This window comes from Mesobacillus boroniphilus, from assembly GCF_018424685.1.
GTDB lineage: Bacteria > Bacillota > Bacilli > Bacillales > Cytobacillaceae > Mesobacillus > Mesobacillus boroniphilus_A.
Genome location: NZ_QTKX01000001.1, coordinates 871768 through 889289 on the forward strand (window position 1 = coordinate 871768; position 17522 = coordinate 889289).

The window sequence follows — 17522 nt, forward strand, 5'->3', positions numbered from 1 at the left end:
TGAGAACTAGCAGCGAAATTTATGAAAAGAGGCTTTAAAACGATATAAACTTCGAATTCTTTAGGGGCTTTATGACCATATATAGCATTATTTTCATAAGGTATTTTTTCCAGGTGAGAATTTTGTCGGTGTCTTTACATTGAAAATAATGGTTAAATATAGTTATATAGTAATTAAGGGTAAATTTAACAGATTAATATATTGTTGTGATTGTCGGGGAGGATACAGCGATGGCCAGAATTTTGATAGTTGACGACGCAAAATTTATGAGAATCACCTTAACCAATATTCTGAAGAAAGCGAATCACGAAATAGTAGGGGAAGCTGAAAATGGACGTGAAGCAGTCGCGCTGTATCGCGAACTGAAGCCCGATCTTGTGACAATGGATATCACGATGCCAGAAATGAGCGGATTGGATGCCGTAAAAGAAATCAAAAAGGATTTCAAGGATGCAAAAATCATCATGTGCTCAGCAATGGGCCAGCAGAAAATGGTGGTTGATGCAATCGAGGCCGGAGCGAAGGATTTTATCGTAAAGCCATTCGATGATTCACAGGTAGTCGATTCTGTATCAAGAGTATTAAGATAAAAAACAGCCATTTAAGCCTATCTTAAATGGCTTATTTTCATTATAATAATGTGGAAAACTATAAATAAGGGATGAAATATAGAATGAATTATGTTCTGGCGTCAACAGTTGGGGCAATTGGAATGGCCATCTTTGTAACATTCATGAGGATGAAGGCTGCCAAAAAACCAGCTTCTGCCAAGAAAATTATCTTACCGCCAATTTTCATGAGCACCGGTGCGCTCATGTTCATCTTTCCAATGTTCCGGGTGCACTTTTTACAAATCATAGAGGCACTCACAGTAGGAATGCTATTCTCAATCCTGCTCATAAAGACCTCGGAATTCGAAGTCAGAGATCAAGAAATCTTTCTCAAGAGGTCCAAGGCGTTTGTGTTCATTTTAATCGGTCTGTTGATCGTACGTGTAATAGCAAAACTGGTGCTGAGCAGCTCAATCGATGTCGGAGAGCTAAGCGGCATGTTCTGGATTCTTGCATTTGGAATGATTGTTCCATGGCGAGTGGCAATGTATTTGCAGTTTAAAAAGCTTCATAATGAGTTGAATATTGGCTCTGAAAAAACGAATATAGATTAATCTGAATCCCCTTGCTATTTGGCGAGGGGATTTTTCTAGTTAATTCGTACTATATTGAAAATTATGGATATAAATGTATTTTATGGAATGATATGATGGGAATAGTAGATCATCAAAATAGAATGCAGGTGCCAGATGACAACAATCACGTTAAAAAAGGCCCCGGTAAAGTTACTTTTAAGGGGAGAGTTAATAAAAAAAGTCAAATTAACAAAATCCCAATTGACAGTATATTTGAATGAAGGAATGCCTCATTATTTGATTGGCAACGAATACAGATTCTTAGAAGGTGAAGTGAAAGAATGGCTAAGAACATACACACCTTCTCAGGACCGTTTAGAAAGGGAGTTTCGTGACAAAAGAGGCCGATCGCTGAAAGAGTATGTAACTGAGGATATCATTCTATCAACCTTAAGAATTCAAAAGGACCGATTGACGAACTTGAAGAAAAATGGGCTCCCATTTCAACGGGTAGGTGAGAAGCATTTTTACCATGTCCAGGATATTCTCGAGTTTTCCCGTAAAGGAGAAAAGCAGGTCGTAGAGCCGGTTTTGAAAAACATGCTAATGCCGTTAGTCGAGAAAGTTCCCGCTGATGTACCAATCATGATTGTCGATGGCTCCTATAATTTCAATAATGCCACGGCAGGTACCGGAGTCGTGCTCGTCACGAACAGAGAAGCAGCGGCCGGTTATTCAACAGTGAGGAAATTTGATACTCGAAAAACAATTGTGTGTGAATTGCTAGCGATCCTCGATGCTTTAAAGCTGATGAAAAAGAAGAAATTTAAGAAAGCGATAATTATAACTGATCAAAAAGTCTGGACTTCAAGTTTTTCTATTGATTTGAAAACGTACCAAGGACCCGTTAAGCAGTACATAAATGATTTGAATCAAAAATGGAACCATTATAAAGGAAAAGTTGAAATTAGGTTTGTCGGAGAATTGAATGATGGAAAGAATAATCCGCTATACAAAAAAGCTCATGATCTTAGCCAGGAGCATAAGAATAGCGTTGTGGAAGGCCTGAAATTTTAATAGCTTGAGCAAAATCCAGTTGGAGAGAGGGGGAAGTTAAAGTGTTAAATATCCAGGCTGTTTTTATCGACAGGGATGGGACTCTCGGTGGAAGTGATAAAGTTATTTATCCGGGGGATTTTGAGTTATACCCTGGTGTCCAGGAATCAATCAAGCTATTAAAGGACAACAATATATTAGTCTATTCGTTTACAAACCAGCCAGGGATTGCGAATGGAGAAGCTGCCGTTGGCCAGTTTGAGACTGAGTTGAAATCATTTGGTTTCGATAAGGCATACATTTGTCCTCATCGCCATGATGGAGGCTGCTCGTGCAGGAAACCCTCTGCAGGCTTGTTGGAAAAGGCTGCGGAAGAAAATGAACTTGATTTGAGACAGTGTGTTGTAATTGGAGATCGGTGGACGGATATGCTGGCTGGTAATGAAGTTGGCTGCTTGAAGATTTTGGTAAAAACGGGCAGCGGCCAGGAAGCTTATGATAAATACATAAATAAGCAGTATTTTGGCCGATGGGGAGAAATACAGCTGGATTTTTTTGCAAGTGATTTAAACGAGGCAATTAGCTGGCTGATGAGGAGGGAGTAATGAAGTGACGATTATAATAACCATCGTTTTATTGACATTCATGTTTGATTACACAAAGTTCAGGCAGCAAAATGAGAAAATGATTGAACAAAACGAAAAAATGATTTCTTTGCTTGAGGAGCTGACGAAAAGAGAGAAGAATGAGTAGACCGAGTGTAAGACTGTGGGTAACGATTTTCATCATCATACTAATCATATTTTTAATCAGTATTTTCGGCCTCATCAAGGCGTTCCAAAAGGAATTGAATACAAGGACAGGAGAGAATGCCACCTTTCTTACGACAGCCAAATCTGTTTTCACTTTTAATTATGACAGTGAGTTAGAGAAGAAACTTAAAGCTGAAAGTATGAAACACGGGTATGAACATGTATCAATTTACTTTCAGGAAGAGAATGAAAAGTTGATTCCATTGACAGTTGAGACGCTGGAATGGGGAGAGGAAGTCTCAAGTAAAATTCTTGGTCGATATGAACAGAAACCTTTTGATTTGATTTTTATGGATAGAGATAACTTGGACAAGCTTTCTAATATAGATGGTGTATCAGGCTTCTATTCTCATTTTGATAAAGTGGCAGGAGTCCATGTCCTTCCTGAAGATGTAGAAAGTATTTTAGAAGAGCTTGAAACACCGCTTTATTTTTTTCAAAGAATGATTTTGCATGAATACGCACATTACGCTACCTTTAGAAAAAAAGATGAGGCGGAAATATATGGTGATTCGTTTCCATCATGGTTCATTGAAGGGATTGCAGAATATGTTGCGTATGATCAGACAGAGGTCCTTTTTGATATAAATCAATACGAGATCCTGCCTCTAGAGAGCATCAGTTGGGGAGATGATTGGAAGAAAGCTCGCAGGATTGAAACTGCAGATCCATATATGCAAAGTTACTTTACGGTGAATTACTTGATTCAGGTATATGGTGAAAATATTGTCGTGGAATTGATGGATAAGATGCAGGAAACTGAAGGGTTTTATACAGCTTTGGAACAACTTACGGGAAAGACCATCTCGGAATTCGAACAAGAAGTACTTGAATATTATCAATGAATGAACTTTATGAAAGGTGGCGTTTGTTATGGAACAGGCTGGAAAGGTCATAAGAAAAATAATAGAGAACATCGTGGTCTAGATTAAGATGGAGTGCTCGATGTTCTTGAATAATTGGAGGAGCATTCATGTTGAATAAACAAGGGTTTAATTTGTGGGCAGATGGCTATGACGAAACAGTATAGGTTAGTGAAGAAAATGGAGTATATCCATTTGCTGGCTATAGGGCAATCTTGAATAGTATTTTTAATGAAGTGATGCAAAGAGAAAATTCAAGAGTTTTGGATATTGGTTTTGGTACAGGAGTTCTGTCCGCCAGGCTGTACGAAAATGGGCATAATATTGATGGAATTGATTTTTCACAGAGAATGATTCAATTGGCTCAGCATAAAATGCCAAATGCCAATTTAATAGAATGGGATATTGCCAATGGCATGCCCAAAGAATTAAAGATGAAAAAGTATGATTACATTGTAAGCACCTACACATTACACCATCTTAACGACGAAGATAAAGTATTTTTTATAAAGGGATTACTGCCACTGCTTACAGAGGGCGGCAAGATCCTTATTGGGGACATCGCCTTTCAAACCAGGCAGGAGCTCGAAACTTGTAAAAATGAAAGCAAAGAATTTTGGGATGATGATGAATTTTATTTTGTTTTTGATGAGATACGTTCTGTGTTGGAGGGGTACTGTAAACTGGAATTTCTGCCTATTTCCCATTGTGGCGGAGTGATAGAAATGACAAAGAAAAAATGAAATTAGCACTGCTTTTTTAAGGCAGTGCTAATTTAATCTTTGTAATGGAGGAAAATTACCTGTAAGAGGCATAATTCACACTTGCAGGATTTGAATATTGATGTTGAGAAACACATAAAGGGGCAATAATAGTGTCTTATCAATCGATTAAAAGAGCTTTGAAGGCTTACGGGGTTGGACAGAAATCAATTACAATAAAACAAGAACTTTCTAGCTGGAGTACGGATTTGCATTATAAAATCGAGGCAGATGGTAAAACATATTCGGCGAGATTCTTGAAAGAAAACAGGTCTCCGAACAATGTCTTTGGAGAAATAACGGATGAAATTTTAACTGAACAAACAAAGTTTTGCCGTTTCCTGCTCGATCATGATGTTCCCTTCATGAGAAATGTACCGGCTTTAAATGGCGAGCCATACACCATTGTCAGCCGGGAAGGGGAACACTACCGCTTTATCATGTTTGAATGGATAGAAGGTCAGCATCTTACTCATAGTGATAAGGATATGGCCTGGAAATTCGGATATATGGCCAGGAGGTTTCATGACATTTCCGCTACATATAAGAGTGCTGTTTTTCCAAAAAAATCACACTTAATTGGATATCAACAATTTTCTGACCAGATTGGGGCGAAAATCCATTCTACTGAAATGCAGGATAAGAGTGAACTACAGGATTACCTGGAACTAGCAAACAATCATATTGCAACTGCAAAGACAAATAGAATGGACTATATTGTACAATCAGACTTAAATCCTATGAATGTATTATGGGATGAAAACAGAAACATTGTGGGGATTGTAGACTTTGAATCAATCGGATATGGAGATCGTATAGAGGGCTTGGCCTGGCTTATAAAATGGTATACCCGGACAGAGGGGATTAACTCTATGGAGATGTCATCAGAAGTCGCAAAATCTTTATTGGATGGATATGGTGCTTTTGATTTTCTTGGAATTGACGCCCATGAACGTCTGGCGTCACTACTATGGCTTTCGGGATGTTTGAACTGGAATTTTGTCAAAACTACATTAACCATTCTGGACACCCACAACGTTGAATCGCTCAATGCTCATTTGCATGCATACAAAATCAGAGGAGAAAAGTTAATATCTCTTTTACCGAAAGCGTTTCTAAATGTATAAAAGAAACGCTTTTTTCTTTCAGGTAAAAGAAGGAAGTAGACTGGATTTGTCGAATTCTGTTTATCTAGAAAATATTTACTTTTTCGGAGGGAATATGGGGTACATAGAGGATTTGCGGAAGGATATTGGTCACCAGCCTCTAATCTTGGTAGGAGTTGCGGTGGCAGTGATCAATGAAGCGGGGGAGTTTTTACTTCAGAAACGGCGTGATGGCCAGTGGGGTGTTCCGGGTGGGTTTATTGAGTTAGGAGAATCTACTGAGGAAGCTGGCAGAAGGGAAGTATTCGAGGAAACTGGGCTGGAAATTGGAAAGCTAGATTTGATTGGCGTTTTTTCAGGTAAACAGCATCATGTCAAACTGCCAAATGGGGATGAATTTTATCCAGTTACTGTTGCCTATGTATCAAAAGAAATCCTTGGTGGAGTACTCAGAGCAGATGGCACGGAAACAACAGAGGCTCGGTTTTTTAGCGTGAGTGAATTGCCCGACCAGCTTAACCCATTAATAAAAAATCTTTTGAAGCAATATAAAGTATCGGTATAAGGACTCCTATATATTCAATAGAATAAAGAGAAGTTAGCTAGTTTATGAGGAGGGCGAACAATGGATGCGACGTTTTACATAGAAAAAACGGTGTTTAATTATCGCGTAGCGGCGGTTATGATCGTGGACAACCATGTCCTTATACACAAACAGACAAAGGACGAGCACTGGGCAATGCCAGGAGGACGGGTCGAGCTCCTGGAGGATTCATTATCAAGTGTTGTCAGAGAAGTAAAAGAAGAGTTAGGAATAGATGTAAAGGTGGACAGACTGCTCTGGTTTACAGAGAACTTCTTTGACTACAACAATAAAAATTATCATGAAATCGGTCTGTACTATCAAGTATCTCCTCTAAATGGCAGTTTCAATTTCCACAATGAAGAGTTCTTTGGAGAAGAGGGTGAGCGGTTGGTCTATCAGTGGGTGCCAATCAACAATCTTGAAAAAATCAAGCTCTATCCCGAGTTCATCAGAACATCCTTAAATCAATTACCTGATGCTCCGCAGCATCTAATAGTTCATAAATATAGTAATTGAGGACAAGGTAATGCCTTTTGAAGTATGTTACAGAGTGCATTCCCTAATGTCAGGTTTTAAGAAGCCTTGGTATATAGCAGGTGGATGGGCAATCGACCTTTATATGTCGTGATCCCTATAGCTATTTTCTGGCATTATACTTCTGCACTATATCTATCAAACCATCAATTCCTCGTTGTTTTACCTCATGATTATGAGGTTTGTCCAAAAGGTTAGCAGGCAATCTTCAGATGTTGTCTATCTGAAGATTAGTATCGCACATTCACCAGTTAAATCTCCTGTTATTTCTTGTTCCGTTGTTATAGAGGAGATCAGATGTTAAAAAAACACCTACAGGCGGAATAGCTCCTGTGTTGATTGGCGGACCGGTCAACTCTGTATTAGTAGTAGCGATCCAGTTTCCTGCTTCGCCCGCTTGTAACGATGGAGGCTTCATCAGGAACTTGCCGTTTAACACCAAATGCCGGACTTTGATCCCTGCGTCATCATAAATCGCCAATTGTCCTGCAAATGAAGCATAGGGTGTATCGAAGCGGATAGATTTTGCATTCTCATCCCAGGTTCCCTGGATAGGAATGGGATTCCCCCGAAAATTAGCGGTTCCAGTCAAGGTATTCCCTGAGATGGAATTGATAGTGATTGTCCCTCTGACAATCGGTCTCCCGGCAATTTCCGCGTCAATTCCCCAGAGTGAAGGAACCGGCAAACTTTGCGTCGCATTCTGTTTAGTGTGCAACATAATCTCTCCTTATTTTATAAATAAAGGGTTTCAACCTATTAAAGAGTATATGCAGAAATCATCTAAATGGGGAATGAAGGTGATTGGTTAGGAGGATGATGACTTGAAAATTGATTTTCAACATTATTGCTGCATTCCTGAAAAGGATATTTTAGAAGGATTTTTAAAAGTGCACCGAAATATTTTCGGCACGGCTGATGATTTAACAGAAAAAATACACAATAAACTAAATCTGCTGTTCACCGGTGCATGTGCAGAATTCAAAGTGATTGGTTACAAAATAGGATATGAACTCACTAATGAAAAGTTTTACAGCTGGCTTGGGGGAGTACATCCTGAATATCGCAATTTAGGTATAGCCTCCACGTTAATGGATATTCAACATCGCTATTTGAAAAAAGAAGGATACGAAGCGGTGCAAACAAAGACACTGAATAAATGGCGCAGTATGTTAATTTTAAACATCAAAAGCGGCTTTGACATTATAGAAACATACATTGACTCGCATGGGAAGTTGAAGATAGTTTTAGAAAAGGAATTAAGTAATGAGGAGAAAAGATGAAGAATCACATCAACTATAAACTTTGGACTGTGTGCATGATTCAAGATGAAGACAATGTCTTACTTATCGACCGGCAGCATGATCATTTCAAAGGGTATATTCCTCCAGGCGGTAAAGTCGACTTCCCGGAAAGTATCGTGGAAAGTGCGATTAGAGAGGTAAAAGAGGAAACAGGTCTGGAAGTCTGGAATTTAAAGTATAAAGGTCTATATGAATATGTAAATCCTGTCACCATGGACCGTTATATGATTTTTAACTATATTACCAGTGATTTTAAAGGTGAACTACTGAAAAATGGGCCAGAAGGAAGAGCGGTTTGGGTTAACATGGAAGAGGCCTATCACCTTCCTATGCAGGAATCAATCAGAAGAAGGTTTCCATTGTTTTTTCAGGAGGGAACGTTCGAGATCCAGGTTACATGGGATCATGAAGAGAATAAAGAGAGAAATGTTGCGATTAAAAATACATAAATTACTGGTGTTCATTTTAGGAGAGTTCATTATGTCAATTGTTGAAAAAGAAATCGTGTCTCTGGTATTTTACAAGCCGGAATATAAAGTGATGCTGTCGAATTACAGTTTGTCTGTGGAGCAGCAAAGGTATACAGCATTCCCAGTAGATGCCCTACACAAATGCGAGTCAGAGCCAGACAGGCATCCAATTGTCATTTTATATGGTAAACAGCCTGCAGGTTTTTTTGTACTCCATGGCTGGGAAGGCGTTAAAGACCTTAGTAATAATAAAGATGCAATATTATTACGTGCTTACTCAATTAATGCTGAGTACCAGGGAAAAGGTATTGCTTCACAATCTATAAGGCTATTGAGCTCATTTGTGAAAGAGCATTTTGCAGTTGTAAATGAAATCATTTTGGCTGTGAATCATGCAAATATAATTGCCCAAACCGTCTATAAGAAAGGCGGCTTCGTGGATAAGGGCATCCGTGCAATGGGAAGAGAGGGAGAAATGTATATTTATCATTTGGATGTTTAGTTTAGAGAGGCACCGACAGTTTAATGTTTGTGAAGAAGGAAAGGGGATTCAATTATGCCTGAAGTAAAGCAGTTACCGGAAATGAAGTTGGTGGGGATCCGGGTGTTGTGTCCTGGTGACCAGTATATCATCGAGATCCCGAAAGCTTCGAAGCGGTTAAGCGAACGAATAGATGAAATTGCGAATGTGGTGAATCCAGCTTTGCAGTATGGAGCTTTTGTTGTCGAACATAGCTCTAACGAGGAAGATGGATATTGGGTATGTGTTGAAGTAACAGAATTTGGAGGAATCCCTGATGACATGGTTGCCCTAACCATACCTGCTCAAATGTACGCAGTTTCCAGACATATAGGAGCCAATGATAAAATCAGACAGGCATATAACGAGCTGCATCAATGGATTGAAGCTAACGGATATCAGAGATTAACGGCTAAATGGCATTTGGAGGCCTTTCATGAATGGTCTGATCCTGCCAATATAGATGTGGAACTTTTGGATACAGTAGCTTTTGAAGTGTGAAAATGGAAGAATTTGAAACTTTGTATCATCCTCATTCGTAAAGATAAATACAAATAGATATATACAGGGGGAGGATGCATGATGGTAGAAACACAGGGTGATTTTCTGTTTTCTATTGGCCCTATTTTTATAGGAGCGGTATTTATTTTGGTTTTTGGAGTAATTATATTTACTATTATTCAAGGCATTGGGACCTGGAGTAAGAATAACCAGTCACCTCGCGTGAATACAAATGCAAAGGTCGTCACGAAAAGAACAAGTGTGCGCGGAGGTGGAGAAACTAGAGCGCGAAGCATTTATTTTGTGACATTTGAATTGGACAGCGGCGACAGACTCGAACTTCAAGTTGATGGCCAGGAATATGGGCAGCTGGTTGAAGGAGATCATGGCGACCTCAACTTTCAAGGAACGCGCTATTTGGGATTTACAAGACGTGCCAATTAGAGCTAGCAGACCAAATCATTTTTGATTTGGTCTTTTTGCTTTTATTGACTGTTTATTTCCTCGTCCAGAGAATTTAGAAATCATTAAAATGCAACAATATGATTCCTTTATATATCCTGACATGAATGTTCCTCCTCAATGTAAGCTTCTTGAATGAAATTTAATCAAATATGGAGGTAAGGGGGATAATACATATATAAGATAAAAAAGAAGGTGAGATCTTGCCTCGTAAGTCAGCAGCAAATCCAGAAGATAATGAAATAAAAGAAATAGAATCAATTCAAGATAATAAAAATGATGAAATAGAAAATTTAAATCGCTTGCTAGCCGCTGTTCTTAACTACCTTTCTGATGATGAAGTGGAAGTCATTGATATTGAGTATTTGTTGGAGAATACCGAAGGATTGCGCGAATGGTGGAATCAATATCGGGAGAGGAATAGAAAAAAGATCGAAGAGGAAATAACCAAGGCACTTGGAGATCTTTCAATCGAGGAATTGGAGAACCTGAGAGAGAAAATCAAAGGAAATGAAAAAGAATGAAGGGTTTTGCTTATGATCGGACTTCTATTATCAGTTTTGGTTTTTAACCTGATTGCCTTCAAGATTAATAAAAGACTGCTCCCAAGTCAGATTGTGCAGATTTGGACATTCACGATTGCATTCCAGATGCTCTTTGATTTCATCGTGGAATTCAAGTACCAGAGTTATTGGTATTTTTCACAGGGATTTGAATGGGTGGGCCTGATTCCCAGGACTGTATTGATTCCCCCAGTAAATATAATTTTTTTGAATTTATATCCTTTTGAAAAGAGAGTATTAAAGAAAATTTCATTCTTATTTTTCTTTGTTATTTTAATTTTAATATATGAGCTCTTAGCCATGCTGCCAGCGCCATGGGGTTATTTTCACTATGGATGGTGGGAAATTTGGTATTCTGCCATCGTCGACCCTATCATCTTAATATGTTTATTAGGTTTTTATAAATGGATTGATTGGCTTGATCGTAAACCAGCTATTATCAAAGACTAAGGGAAGGTGGTAAACAGAATGTTTTGGGTGCCATATCTCGCTCTGCTCATTAACCTTCTAATTATTTGGTTTATGCCGAAGCGTCTCACAAATAGAGAAATATACACTTCCTGGGCTGTAATTGCATTAATCAACTTAAGTACTGATATCCTTTTAGATCTATACTTTAATCTTTACGAATTGGGTGGTCCCGGAGTCCAGATTCGAGTGCATTTCATAGAGATAACACTTGGAGCGTCTTTTGGCATCATATTTCTTAATTTCATGCCAAGAAAGATTTCTGCATTTGTTTTTTATATGGCAGGCTGGTTAGTTATTTCAATCCTTTTCGAGCTGCTGATGGTTAAAGTGGGATTTATTCACTATACTGGCTGGAAAATATGGTATTCTGTTCCTTATTACATAGCAGCCTTCTCTTTTGTCAGGTGGCATTTGTATTTCATAAGGAAAGACTTTTAAGAGGCTATTTTAAAACCGTATGGATTTATTCTTGCGGTTTTTTCTATTTTTAATATGGAAGGATAGCAATAACTTATCCAGATCGCATCTGTTTTTGGAAAAAATAGTTATCTAGGAAGGTGTAAAGAGAGAAATAGAGAATTTTTAATAGAGAGGTGAAGGTTGTGAACAATCAATTAATCCGAGTGGGTACGATTTACATTCCTGTAAAGGATCCAGCGAGTTCATCAGAATGGTATAAGGGAAAATTAGGTGCCAAGTTAAATTACCTGGATGATGAAAAAGCTATTTTAAATTTGGCGGACATTAGTCTATTTTTGGTTAAGGCAGTGGGTCAGACTTCTAACTTCTTTGATGTAAATGGTGCGGAACGGTTCATACTTACATACGAGGTGGATGGTTTGGAGGCACTTGCTTCCATTCATGCCGATTTTAGAGAACGAGGAATTAAAGTCGGTGAGATTGAAAACAGGGGTCATGCTGGCAGGAATTTTGTATTTAGCGATCCAGATGGCAATAAATTCGATGTCTGGAGTGAGTTGAGCGATGAATTTAAGCGTAGCTAAGGCTGACTTACAAATAAAGGCTCATTTTAATTTGTGATTGAAAGGAGATTGGCAAATTTGATTTTTATTAATCAATTAGAACAGGCAATAGCCAGCAAAGAAAAAGAGTTAATGAGTTTAAAGCAGGAGCTCGCGGCGTTAAGAAAACAGCTTCCTTCATTTGTAGTTGAAGATTATCAATTAACGAATACAAAAGGTAAAAATGTTTTATTGAGTGAGCTTTTTGGAGGAAAAAATGAATTGATTGTTATACATAATATGGGGAAATCCTGTTCTTATTGTACTCTGTGGGCTGATGGATTCAGCGGGTTTACCGAACATCTTGAGAACAAGGCAGCATTTGTCTTAACCAGTCCGGACGATTTCCAAACACTATCTGACTTTTCAAATGAACGCGGCTGGACGTTCAAAAGCGTTTCAACGAAAGGGACAACTTTTAAAGAAGATCTTGGATTTAAAAGTAAAGAAGGTTTTCGGCCTGGAGTTTCTATTTTGTTAAAAGAAGAGGATGGAACCATTAAACATTACACAAAAGCTGCCTTCGGACCAGGGGACGATTATTGCAGCATCTGGGCCCTGTTTGAATTGTTGCCGGAAGGAAGCGGAGATTGGGGACCGAAACATAGATATGAGGAATAGTCAGGCTTTCTTTAAGGATGTTCTTGGCGAGATCAATAAGATTGAAAAAATTCCTGAGCAAGGCTGCACTTCGGAAGTTAGCATGATTGTCACCGAAGACAACACTTACATCCTGAAAAGTGCTTTTAAGGAAAGATATCGAGAGTGGCTAAAGATGGAGGCAGAGGTCCTTGAGAGTTTGTCTTTTCAAAGTTCAATATCAGTTCCCAGGTTTTATGGATTCACTGAAGATGAGCATGCAAGCCATTTGCTGATGTCTTTTGAGGAAGGGATTACTTTGACTGCTGCATTAAGAAATGCGGTGACAAATCAGGAGAAACGGAGATTAATCCGAAGTTTTGGCCAGTTTATTATGCAGCTCCATGAGCAAGAGCATGTCTTCAAAGCAGATTCTGACTGGTTAGAAACCCAGCTGAAAAGAGCTCGCATATACGCTGAATCAGGTCAAGCAGATGGCAGCTTAGAATTATTGGAACAGTTGATAGCGAATAAACCCAAGCGTGTAAAACAAACGATGATCCATGGTGATTGCACAACAGATAATGTGCTGGTGATTGATGGGGAAGTCCGTATGTTCATTGATGTAGCTGGAATGACATTTGGCGATCCCCGTTATGATGAGGCTTTGGCCATACGAAAGTTCAGACACAATCCAGAATGGCTGGCTTCGTTTTATGAAGGTTATTCTCGACACAGGGTTACGGATGAAGAATTCAGTTATTTTGAAGAAGGTTTATATGAGTTTTTTTAGGAGGCTTAAAAATGTGCCAGGTTGTGAGAAGAGAATTCAAAGTGATTGCTGAGAAACATAGAGGGCTTTACCAAGATTTTGCCAAGCTAGTTCCCAAGGCAGCGCATCAATTTTTACAGAGGGCGTCAAATCTTGAAGGGACTGAAGTTACAGTATATGAGCCTAAAGCGAGTGAGAGCCATACCGAGGGGACTTTTTATGTAGGATTTTTGGTCAATGATGAGTTGGATACCTTACCTGAAGGGGCGGAATTTCTCGATATTCAGCATGCATACGGAATGATCAGAGGAAAAGGGACCGAGATGGGTAACTTATATTCAACGCTGGATCAATGGATTGATGAAGAGGGCTATGCAAGGGATACTTTGAAGAATTTTATTTTAGAAACCTACCATCCAGTGGAAAATGACGTGGAGGAAGTAGAAATATTTATTCCTATTAAAGCTTAGTGCAACGTTTTTTCGTTGTCTTTTGTATTGATTATGGTAATATATTAAAGATTTGTCTTTCTTTAGAAAGTGGAGGGGATAGGATGGAGTTCAGAGGTGCTTCTGTTTATGACGAAGGAGAATTTTACAACAATTATACGAAGCGGAGAAACCGCCCGGAAAGTCCAAACAATCTCATTGAAAAGCCGATTTTGCTAGAGATGGTTGGGAATGTGGCTGGAAAGAGGATTCTGGATCTAGGATGCGGTGATGCCGAAATTGGGGCTGAGCTTTTAAAACAAGGCGGAGCTTCTTATCTTGGAGTGGAAGGCTCGAAAAATATGACTCTAGCTGCAGCCGAAAATCTGGAAAGAACTACTGGCAAAGTTTTGCACTCTTCGATGGAAGAATGGCAGCCACAGCCAGAACAATACGATCTTGTCCTTTCTCGTTTTGCCCTCCATTATTTAGCAGACTTAAGGAGTGTTTTCACAAAGGTTCATGACTCACTGGTGCCTGGCGGGAAGTTTATATTCAGCGTTCAGCACCCCGTTCTCACTTCCTCCACGAAAAGTGCAGAAGGTTCGGGCAATAGAACAGATTGGGTGGTGGATGATTATTTTAACCAGGGTGAACGGTCAGAGCCGTGGATCGGAAAAAAAGTAATTAAACATCACAGGACAATCGAAGAATACTTCCAACTCTTGTTGCAAGCCGGTTTCGCGGTGGATGACCTTAGAGAAGGCACGCCAAGAGCGGAAAACTTCTTCAGCCAGGAAGAATATGAGCGTCGGATGAGAATTCCGCTGGTATTGATGATTTCTGGTACGAAGCGAGGGGAATGACAAACTAGATGGAAATTCGATTAGCAAAGGCAGAGGATATAAAGGATATAGTGTCTATATTGCAACGCTGAATCTGGTAGACACTATCTTAGCTACATATTAATAGAAAATACGGTAAAAAGTTTACAGAAAAGCCGTATTTCTTTTAATACAGCTTTATAATACTGTGTTAAAGTATAGATGTAAGGGAACTCACAATATAAGGAGTGTTGGCGATGGTTAAAAAAGTCATCATAAATTTCTTATTGGTATGTGCCCACTTCTATCTGCTATAACAAAAGTTAAAAAAGTCTTAACAAAATGAGGCAATGAACTTTATTTTACTCTTTTAAAATATATACTAGGCAGGATAGCAAGTGTGGCTATCATAGCAACCGGCGAAGGTGGGGCCGGTTGCTTATTTTTTTGAGGTTTTATGATTATTGAAGGTTTTTCTTAGACATTTTAGAGAGGAGACAATCTCAAAATGTCTAAGAAAGTGGTTTTAATAGACATTTCAGAGAGAACCCATGTTCAAAATGTCTAAGAAAGTGATTTTAATAGACATTTCAGAGAGAATTCATCTTCAAAATGTCTAAGAAAGTGGTTTTAATAGACATTTCAGAGAGAATTCATCTTCAAAATGTCTAAGAAAGTGGTTTTAATAGACATTTCAGAGAGAACTCATCTTCAAAATGTCTAAGAAAGTGGTTTTAATAGACATTTCAGAGAGAACTCATCTTCAAAATGTCTAAGAAAATTGATTATTATACATTTTAGAGAGTAATCTTCATCCTTATGTCCAAAAAAATAGCTTAATATAAGCATTTCTAAGTATAGGTGCCCCTAAATGTATGGCAAGAACGATTGTTTTTTATCTTGTATAGGTTCGCCCTTTTTTTGTTTCCGAAAAAGTGAAATGTTTTGCTAGTATTCTACTAATTCTTTTGCCATCAGTGATTATACTGCACCATTCTTGGATAGCAGGTGTAGTTATTGGCCGATCTGGAAAAAGTAATTGAATTTCATTAATACTCCTAAGGACAGCAAGTTCTACTTTTTCACTATGTCCACATTCTTTACATAATAATTTTTGTCCTACCGCCTCTACCGAAAACGACTCACACTCATTACACGTAATACCTTTCTTAAGTTCGTCGTATTGAATGGAAGGTAGTTTATTGTAGGATGTCTCAATCTGATGGAGGGAGGCGAGTTTGGTTGCGAGTTTGTAATGGCTGCTGGATACTTTTCCCGGCTGGTTATTGAGGTTATCGAGGAGTCGTTTTAACTGGGTGGGGAAAATGAATGGGAGGTCTGGGTGTGCGTTATACAGGGTGAATTCGGGATTAATAAAAACGACTGAACCTTGTATTTTAAAGTTGTAGCCTATTTGATTCAATAGTTTCTTAAAAAGCAGCTTAGTGCGGTTAATTTGATCGAGGGGATTCTTGATTGATACTCCGGTTGATATTGAGGTTAGAGCTTCTTGTTTGTATAGGTAATCTCCCTGGTTAGTCTTTATTTCAAATAGATATAATGTGCCGGCAAATATAATAAGAGTATCGATTTGAAAGGTTGTTTTTTCTACTTCGAGCAGTAAATCGTTCAGGATTAAACAGCTGCTTGTCAGTTTTTCTGTCATGGCATCAAATTGTAATTCCCCCTTATATCCCTTTTCGAGGTGTGAAAGATACCTTTTTTCCTCCTCTGTTAACTCAAGTCTTTTATTTAAGATTCTTAGCTTTGATAAGATAGTAGGTTCAGTCCGCTCCTTAAAAGCCACAGGCATCTTCCTTCCAACAGTAGTCTACTTAATCATACTATTTTACCGAAATAAAATTTTAGAATTTTTTGTGAATTGTGGCAAGCTTGCTTGAATACAATGATAAAACCACTTGATTCAGTTAGGAGGAGTCGAGATGTCATTGAAGGTTTATGCCATTATACTGAAAACTGCGGGTCTTGCCGTTTTCCTTGTGCCAATGTTCATGAAGGGGATGGGATATATTGCGACCATTTCGCCAACGGTCATGTTTAGTTTAATCGCCATTGGAGTGGTTTTATTGATTGTCGGAAATGTGTTTGAGGCAAAGGCTATGCGGTCCGGCGCTTATGTTAGACGGAGAGGGTTTAGAAAATGAGGAACGAGTTTCAGATGCTGAAACTCGTTATTTTTTTAACGAAAGGATGAACCAAACAAGTAAGTAGAGATACCCAGCAATTGTGAAAATAGCCCATAGTGCTCCTTGCTTGAATTCCCTCGCTAAAAATTCAAATTCATTCATCTCCAAAGGCCTGCCGATACTATTCATGAGACTGACCATAGGCACCGAAATAATGATGAGGATCGCAATCATGGCCAGAGGAATCTGTTTTTTCTTTATAACGCTATAAATAGCCCTCACAAAGATAGTCATTAACAACAAATAATAGATGATCCAAAAAAAGACTTCATTCATAAAAGTAACCTCCCTAAGAAATTCTATCATTTTTTTATCTCGAATGCCTGTTAGAATGTGGTAAAATTGCTTGAGGGGTGAGTATTTTGGTAGTAATTAATATTTGGTTAACTGTCATTCTGGCGGTTGCCTTCTTAGCGGCGGTAGGGGCTTGGCTGAACACAAGAATCATTTTAAAAGAATTGGATAAAATCAAAGCCCATCTAGGGATTAAGGAAGAGCGGGCTCCATCAGTATTTGACAATGACCTTGATAAAGAATAAAGAACAGGGTGGAAAA

At 38.6% G+C, this 17522-nt stretch carries 28 protein-coding genes; 25 read left to right on the plus strand and 3 right to left on the minus strand.

The annotated features are described in order from the left end of the window. Positions 1 to 230 precede the first annotated feature (230 nt). From DYI25_RS04320 to DYI25_RS04365, 10 genes are all read left to right on the plus strand, one after another. Positions 231 to 590 (plus strand): response regulator, encoded by a 360-nt coding sequence (locus DYI25_RS04320; RefSeq protein WP_167832996.1) that lies wholly within the window; start codon positions 231 to 233, stop codon positions 588 to 590. Between the two features lie 83 nt (positions 591 to 673). After that, the gene (locus DYI25_RS04325) at positions 674 to 1165 is read left to right on the plus strand and encodes a CcdC family protein (RefSeq protein ID WP_213367219.1); all 492 of its coding nucleotides are present in this window, start codon (positions 674 to 676) and stop codon (positions 1163 to 1165) included. A 135-nt stretch (positions 1166 to 1300) separates the two neighbouring features. After that, positions 1301 to 2203 (plus strand): reverse transcriptase-like protein, encoded by a 903-nt coding sequence (locus tag DYI25_RS04330; RefSeq protein WP_213367220.1) that lies wholly within the window; start codon positions 1301 to 1303, stop codon positions 2201 to 2203. A gap of 41 nt (positions 2204 to 2244) precedes the next feature. Further along, the gene (locus tag DYI25_RS04335) at positions 2245 to 2787 is read left to right on the plus strand and encodes an HAD-IIIA family hydrolase (RefSeq protein WP_213367221.1); all 543 of its coding nucleotides are present in this window, start codon (positions 2245 to 2247) and stop codon (positions 2785 to 2787) included. Between the two features lie 4 nt (positions 2788 to 2791). After that, positions 2792 to 2935 (plus strand): hypothetical protein, encoded by a 144-nt coding sequence (locus DYI25_RS04340; protein ID WP_213367222.1) that lies wholly within the window; start codon positions 2792 to 2794, stop codon positions 2933 to 2935. Then, positions 2928 to 3839, plus strand: a complete 912-nt coding sequence (locus DYI25_RS04345) for a hypothetical protein (protein WP_213367223.1) — start codon at positions 2928 to 2930, stop codon at positions 3837 to 3839. The genes DYI25_RS04340 and DYI25_RS04345 overlap by 8 nt, the downstream gene beginning before the upstream one ends. A 233-nt stretch (positions 3840 to 4072) precedes the next feature. Beyond that, positions 4073 to 4600 carry a class I SAM-dependent methyltransferase gene (locus tag DYI25_RS04350; RefSeq protein ID WP_249745237.1) on the plus strand — a complete coding sequence of 176 codons (528 nt, stop codon included), beginning with the start codon at positions 4073 to 4075 and terminating at the stop codon, positions 4598 to 4600. A 131-nt stretch (positions 4601 to 4731) separates the two neighbouring features. Beyond that, positions 4732 to 5745 (plus strand): phosphotransferase enzyme family protein, encoded by a 1014-nt coding sequence (locus tag DYI25_RS04355; RefSeq protein ID WP_342032470.1) that lies wholly within the window; start codon positions 4732 to 4734, stop codon positions 5743 to 5745. A 94-nt stretch (positions 5746 to 5839) separates the two neighbouring features. After that, positions 5840 to 6289 carry an NUDIX hydrolase gene (locus DYI25_RS04360; protein WP_213367224.1) on the plus strand — a complete coding sequence of 150 codons (450 nt, stop codon included), beginning with the start codon at positions 5840 to 5842 and terminating at the stop codon, positions 6287 to 6289. Between the two features lie 60 nt (positions 6290 to 6349). After that, a complete protein-coding gene (locus DYI25_RS04365; protein WP_213367225.1) occupies positions 6350 to 6826 on the plus strand; it encodes an NUDIX hydrolase in 477 nt (158 codons plus the stop codon). Positions 6827 to 7088: 262 nt separating this feature from the next. Here DYI25_RS04365 and DYI25_RS04370 read toward each other — a convergent pair whose 3' ends face one another. Next, on the minus strand, positions 7089 to 7565 hold the full coding sequence (locus DYI25_RS04370) for a hypothetical protein (protein WP_213367226.1): 477 nt from the start codon (positions 7563 to 7565) through the stop codon (positions 7089 to 7091). Between the two features lie 103 nt (positions 7566 to 7668). Here DYI25_RS04370 and DYI25_RS04375 point away from each other — a divergent pair, with 103 nt between their 5' ends. The 13 genes from DYI25_RS04375 (at position 7669) to DYI25_RS04435 (ending at position 14802) form a co-directional block, all read left to right on the plus strand. Then, positions 7669 to 8127, plus strand: coding sequence for a GNAT family N-acetyltransferase (locus DYI25_RS04375; protein ID WP_249745238.1), 459 nt, complete (start codon positions 7669 to 7671; stop codon positions 8125 to 8127). Then, positions 8124 to 8597 (plus strand): 8-oxo-dGTP diphosphatase, encoded by a 474-nt coding sequence (locus DYI25_RS04380; RefSeq protein ID WP_213367227.1) that lies wholly within the window; start codon positions 8124 to 8126, stop codon positions 8595 to 8597. The genes DYI25_RS04375 and DYI25_RS04380 overlap by 4 nt, the downstream gene beginning before the upstream one ends. A 31-nt stretch (positions 8598 to 8628) precedes the next feature. Further along, complete coding sequence (locus DYI25_RS04385; protein WP_213367228.1) at positions 8629 to 9120, plus strand: GNAT family N-acetyltransferase; 492 nt, start codon at positions 8629 to 8631, stop codon at positions 9118 to 9120. A 54-nt stretch (positions 9121 to 9174) separates the two neighbouring features. Beyond that, complete coding sequence (locus DYI25_RS04390) at positions 9175 to 9639, plus strand: GyrI-like domain-containing protein (protein WP_213367229.1); 465 nt, start codon at positions 9175 to 9177, stop codon at positions 9637 to 9639. 78 nt (positions 9640 to 9717) lie between these two features. Further along, positions 9718 to 10083 (plus strand): DUF2500 domain-containing protein, encoded by a 366-nt coding sequence (locus tag DYI25_RS04395; RefSeq protein ID WP_213367230.1) that lies wholly within the window; start codon positions 9718 to 9720, stop codon positions 10081 to 10083. Positions 10084 to 10304: 221 nt separating this feature from the next. After that, positions 10305 to 10625: a hypothetical protein gene (locus DYI25_RS04400; protein WP_213367231.1), complete on the plus strand. Its 321-nt coding sequence runs from the start codon at positions 10305 to 10307 to the stop codon at positions 10623 to 10625. Positions 10626 to 10637: 12 nt separating this feature from the next. After that, on the plus strand, positions 10638 to 11114 hold the full coding sequence (locus tag DYI25_RS04405) for a hypothetical protein (RefSeq protein WP_213367232.1): 477 nt from the start codon (positions 10638 to 10640) through the stop codon (positions 11112 to 11114). An 18-nt stretch (positions 11115 to 11132) separates the two neighbouring features. Further along, positions 11133 to 11573, plus strand: a complete 441-nt coding sequence (locus DYI25_RS04410; protein WP_213367233.1) for a hypothetical protein — start codon at positions 11133 to 11135, stop codon at positions 11571 to 11573. A 164-nt stretch (positions 11574 to 11737) separates the two neighbouring features. Beyond that, complete coding sequence (locus tag DYI25_RS04415; RefSeq protein ID WP_213367234.1) at positions 11738 to 12139, plus strand: VOC family protein; 402 nt, start codon at positions 11738 to 11740, stop codon at positions 12137 to 12139. 57 nt (positions 12140 to 12196) lie between these two features. Continuing rightward, entirely contained in the window at positions 12197 to 12778 is a 582-nt protein-coding gene (locus DYI25_RS04420) for a DUF899 family protein (protein WP_213367235.1), read from the plus strand. Then, positions 12768 to 13529 (plus strand): phosphotransferase family protein, encoded by a 762-nt coding sequence (locus tag DYI25_RS04425; RefSeq protein ID WP_213367236.1) that lies wholly within the window; start codon positions 12768 to 12770, stop codon positions 13527 to 13529. The genes DYI25_RS04420 and DYI25_RS04425 overlap by 11 nt, the downstream gene beginning before the upstream one ends. 11 nt (positions 13530 to 13540) lie before the next feature. Next, positions 13541 to 13978: a GyrI-like domain-containing protein gene (locus DYI25_RS04430; RefSeq protein WP_213367237.1), complete on the plus strand. Its 438-nt coding sequence runs from the start codon at positions 13541 to 13543 to the stop codon at positions 13976 to 13978. An 83-nt stretch (positions 13979 to 14061) separates the two neighbouring features. Then, entirely contained in the window at positions 14062 to 14802 is a 741-nt protein-coding gene (locus DYI25_RS04435) for a class I SAM-dependent methyltransferase (RefSeq protein ID WP_213367238.1), read from the plus strand. A gap of 853 nt (positions 14803 to 15655) precedes the next feature. Here DYI25_RS04435 and DYI25_RS04440 read toward each other — a convergent pair. Continuing rightward, a complete protein-coding gene (locus tag DYI25_RS04440; RefSeq protein ID WP_342032471.1) occupies positions 15656 to 16567 on the minus strand; it encodes a nuclease-related domain-containing protein in 912 nt (303 codons plus the stop codon). Between the two features lie 136 nt (positions 16568 to 16703). Here DYI25_RS04440 and DYI25_RS04445 point away from each other — a divergent pair, with 136 nt between their 5' ends. After that, positions 16704 to 16925 (plus strand): hypothetical protein, encoded by a 222-nt coding sequence (locus DYI25_RS04445; RefSeq protein ID WP_213367240.1) that lies wholly within the window; start codon positions 16704 to 16706, stop codon positions 16923 to 16925. 27 nt (positions 16926 to 16952) lie between these two features. Here DYI25_RS04445 and DYI25_RS04450 read toward each other — a convergent pair whose 3' ends face one another. After that, the gene (locus tag DYI25_RS04450; protein ID WP_213367241.1) at positions 16953 to 17243 is read right to left on the minus strand and encodes a hypothetical protein; all 291 of its coding nucleotides are present in this window, start codon (positions 17241 to 17243) and stop codon (positions 16953 to 16955) included. An 86-nt stretch (positions 17244 to 17329) separates the two neighbouring features. Here DYI25_RS04450 and DYI25_RS04455 point away from each other — a divergent pair, with 86 nt between their 5' ends. After that, on the plus strand, positions 17330 to 17506 hold the full coding sequence (locus tag DYI25_RS04455) for a hypothetical protein (protein ID WP_213367242.1): 177 nt from the start codon (positions 17330 to 17332) through the stop codon (positions 17504 to 17506). The last annotated feature ends 16 nt before the right edge of the window (positions 17507 to 17522 follow it).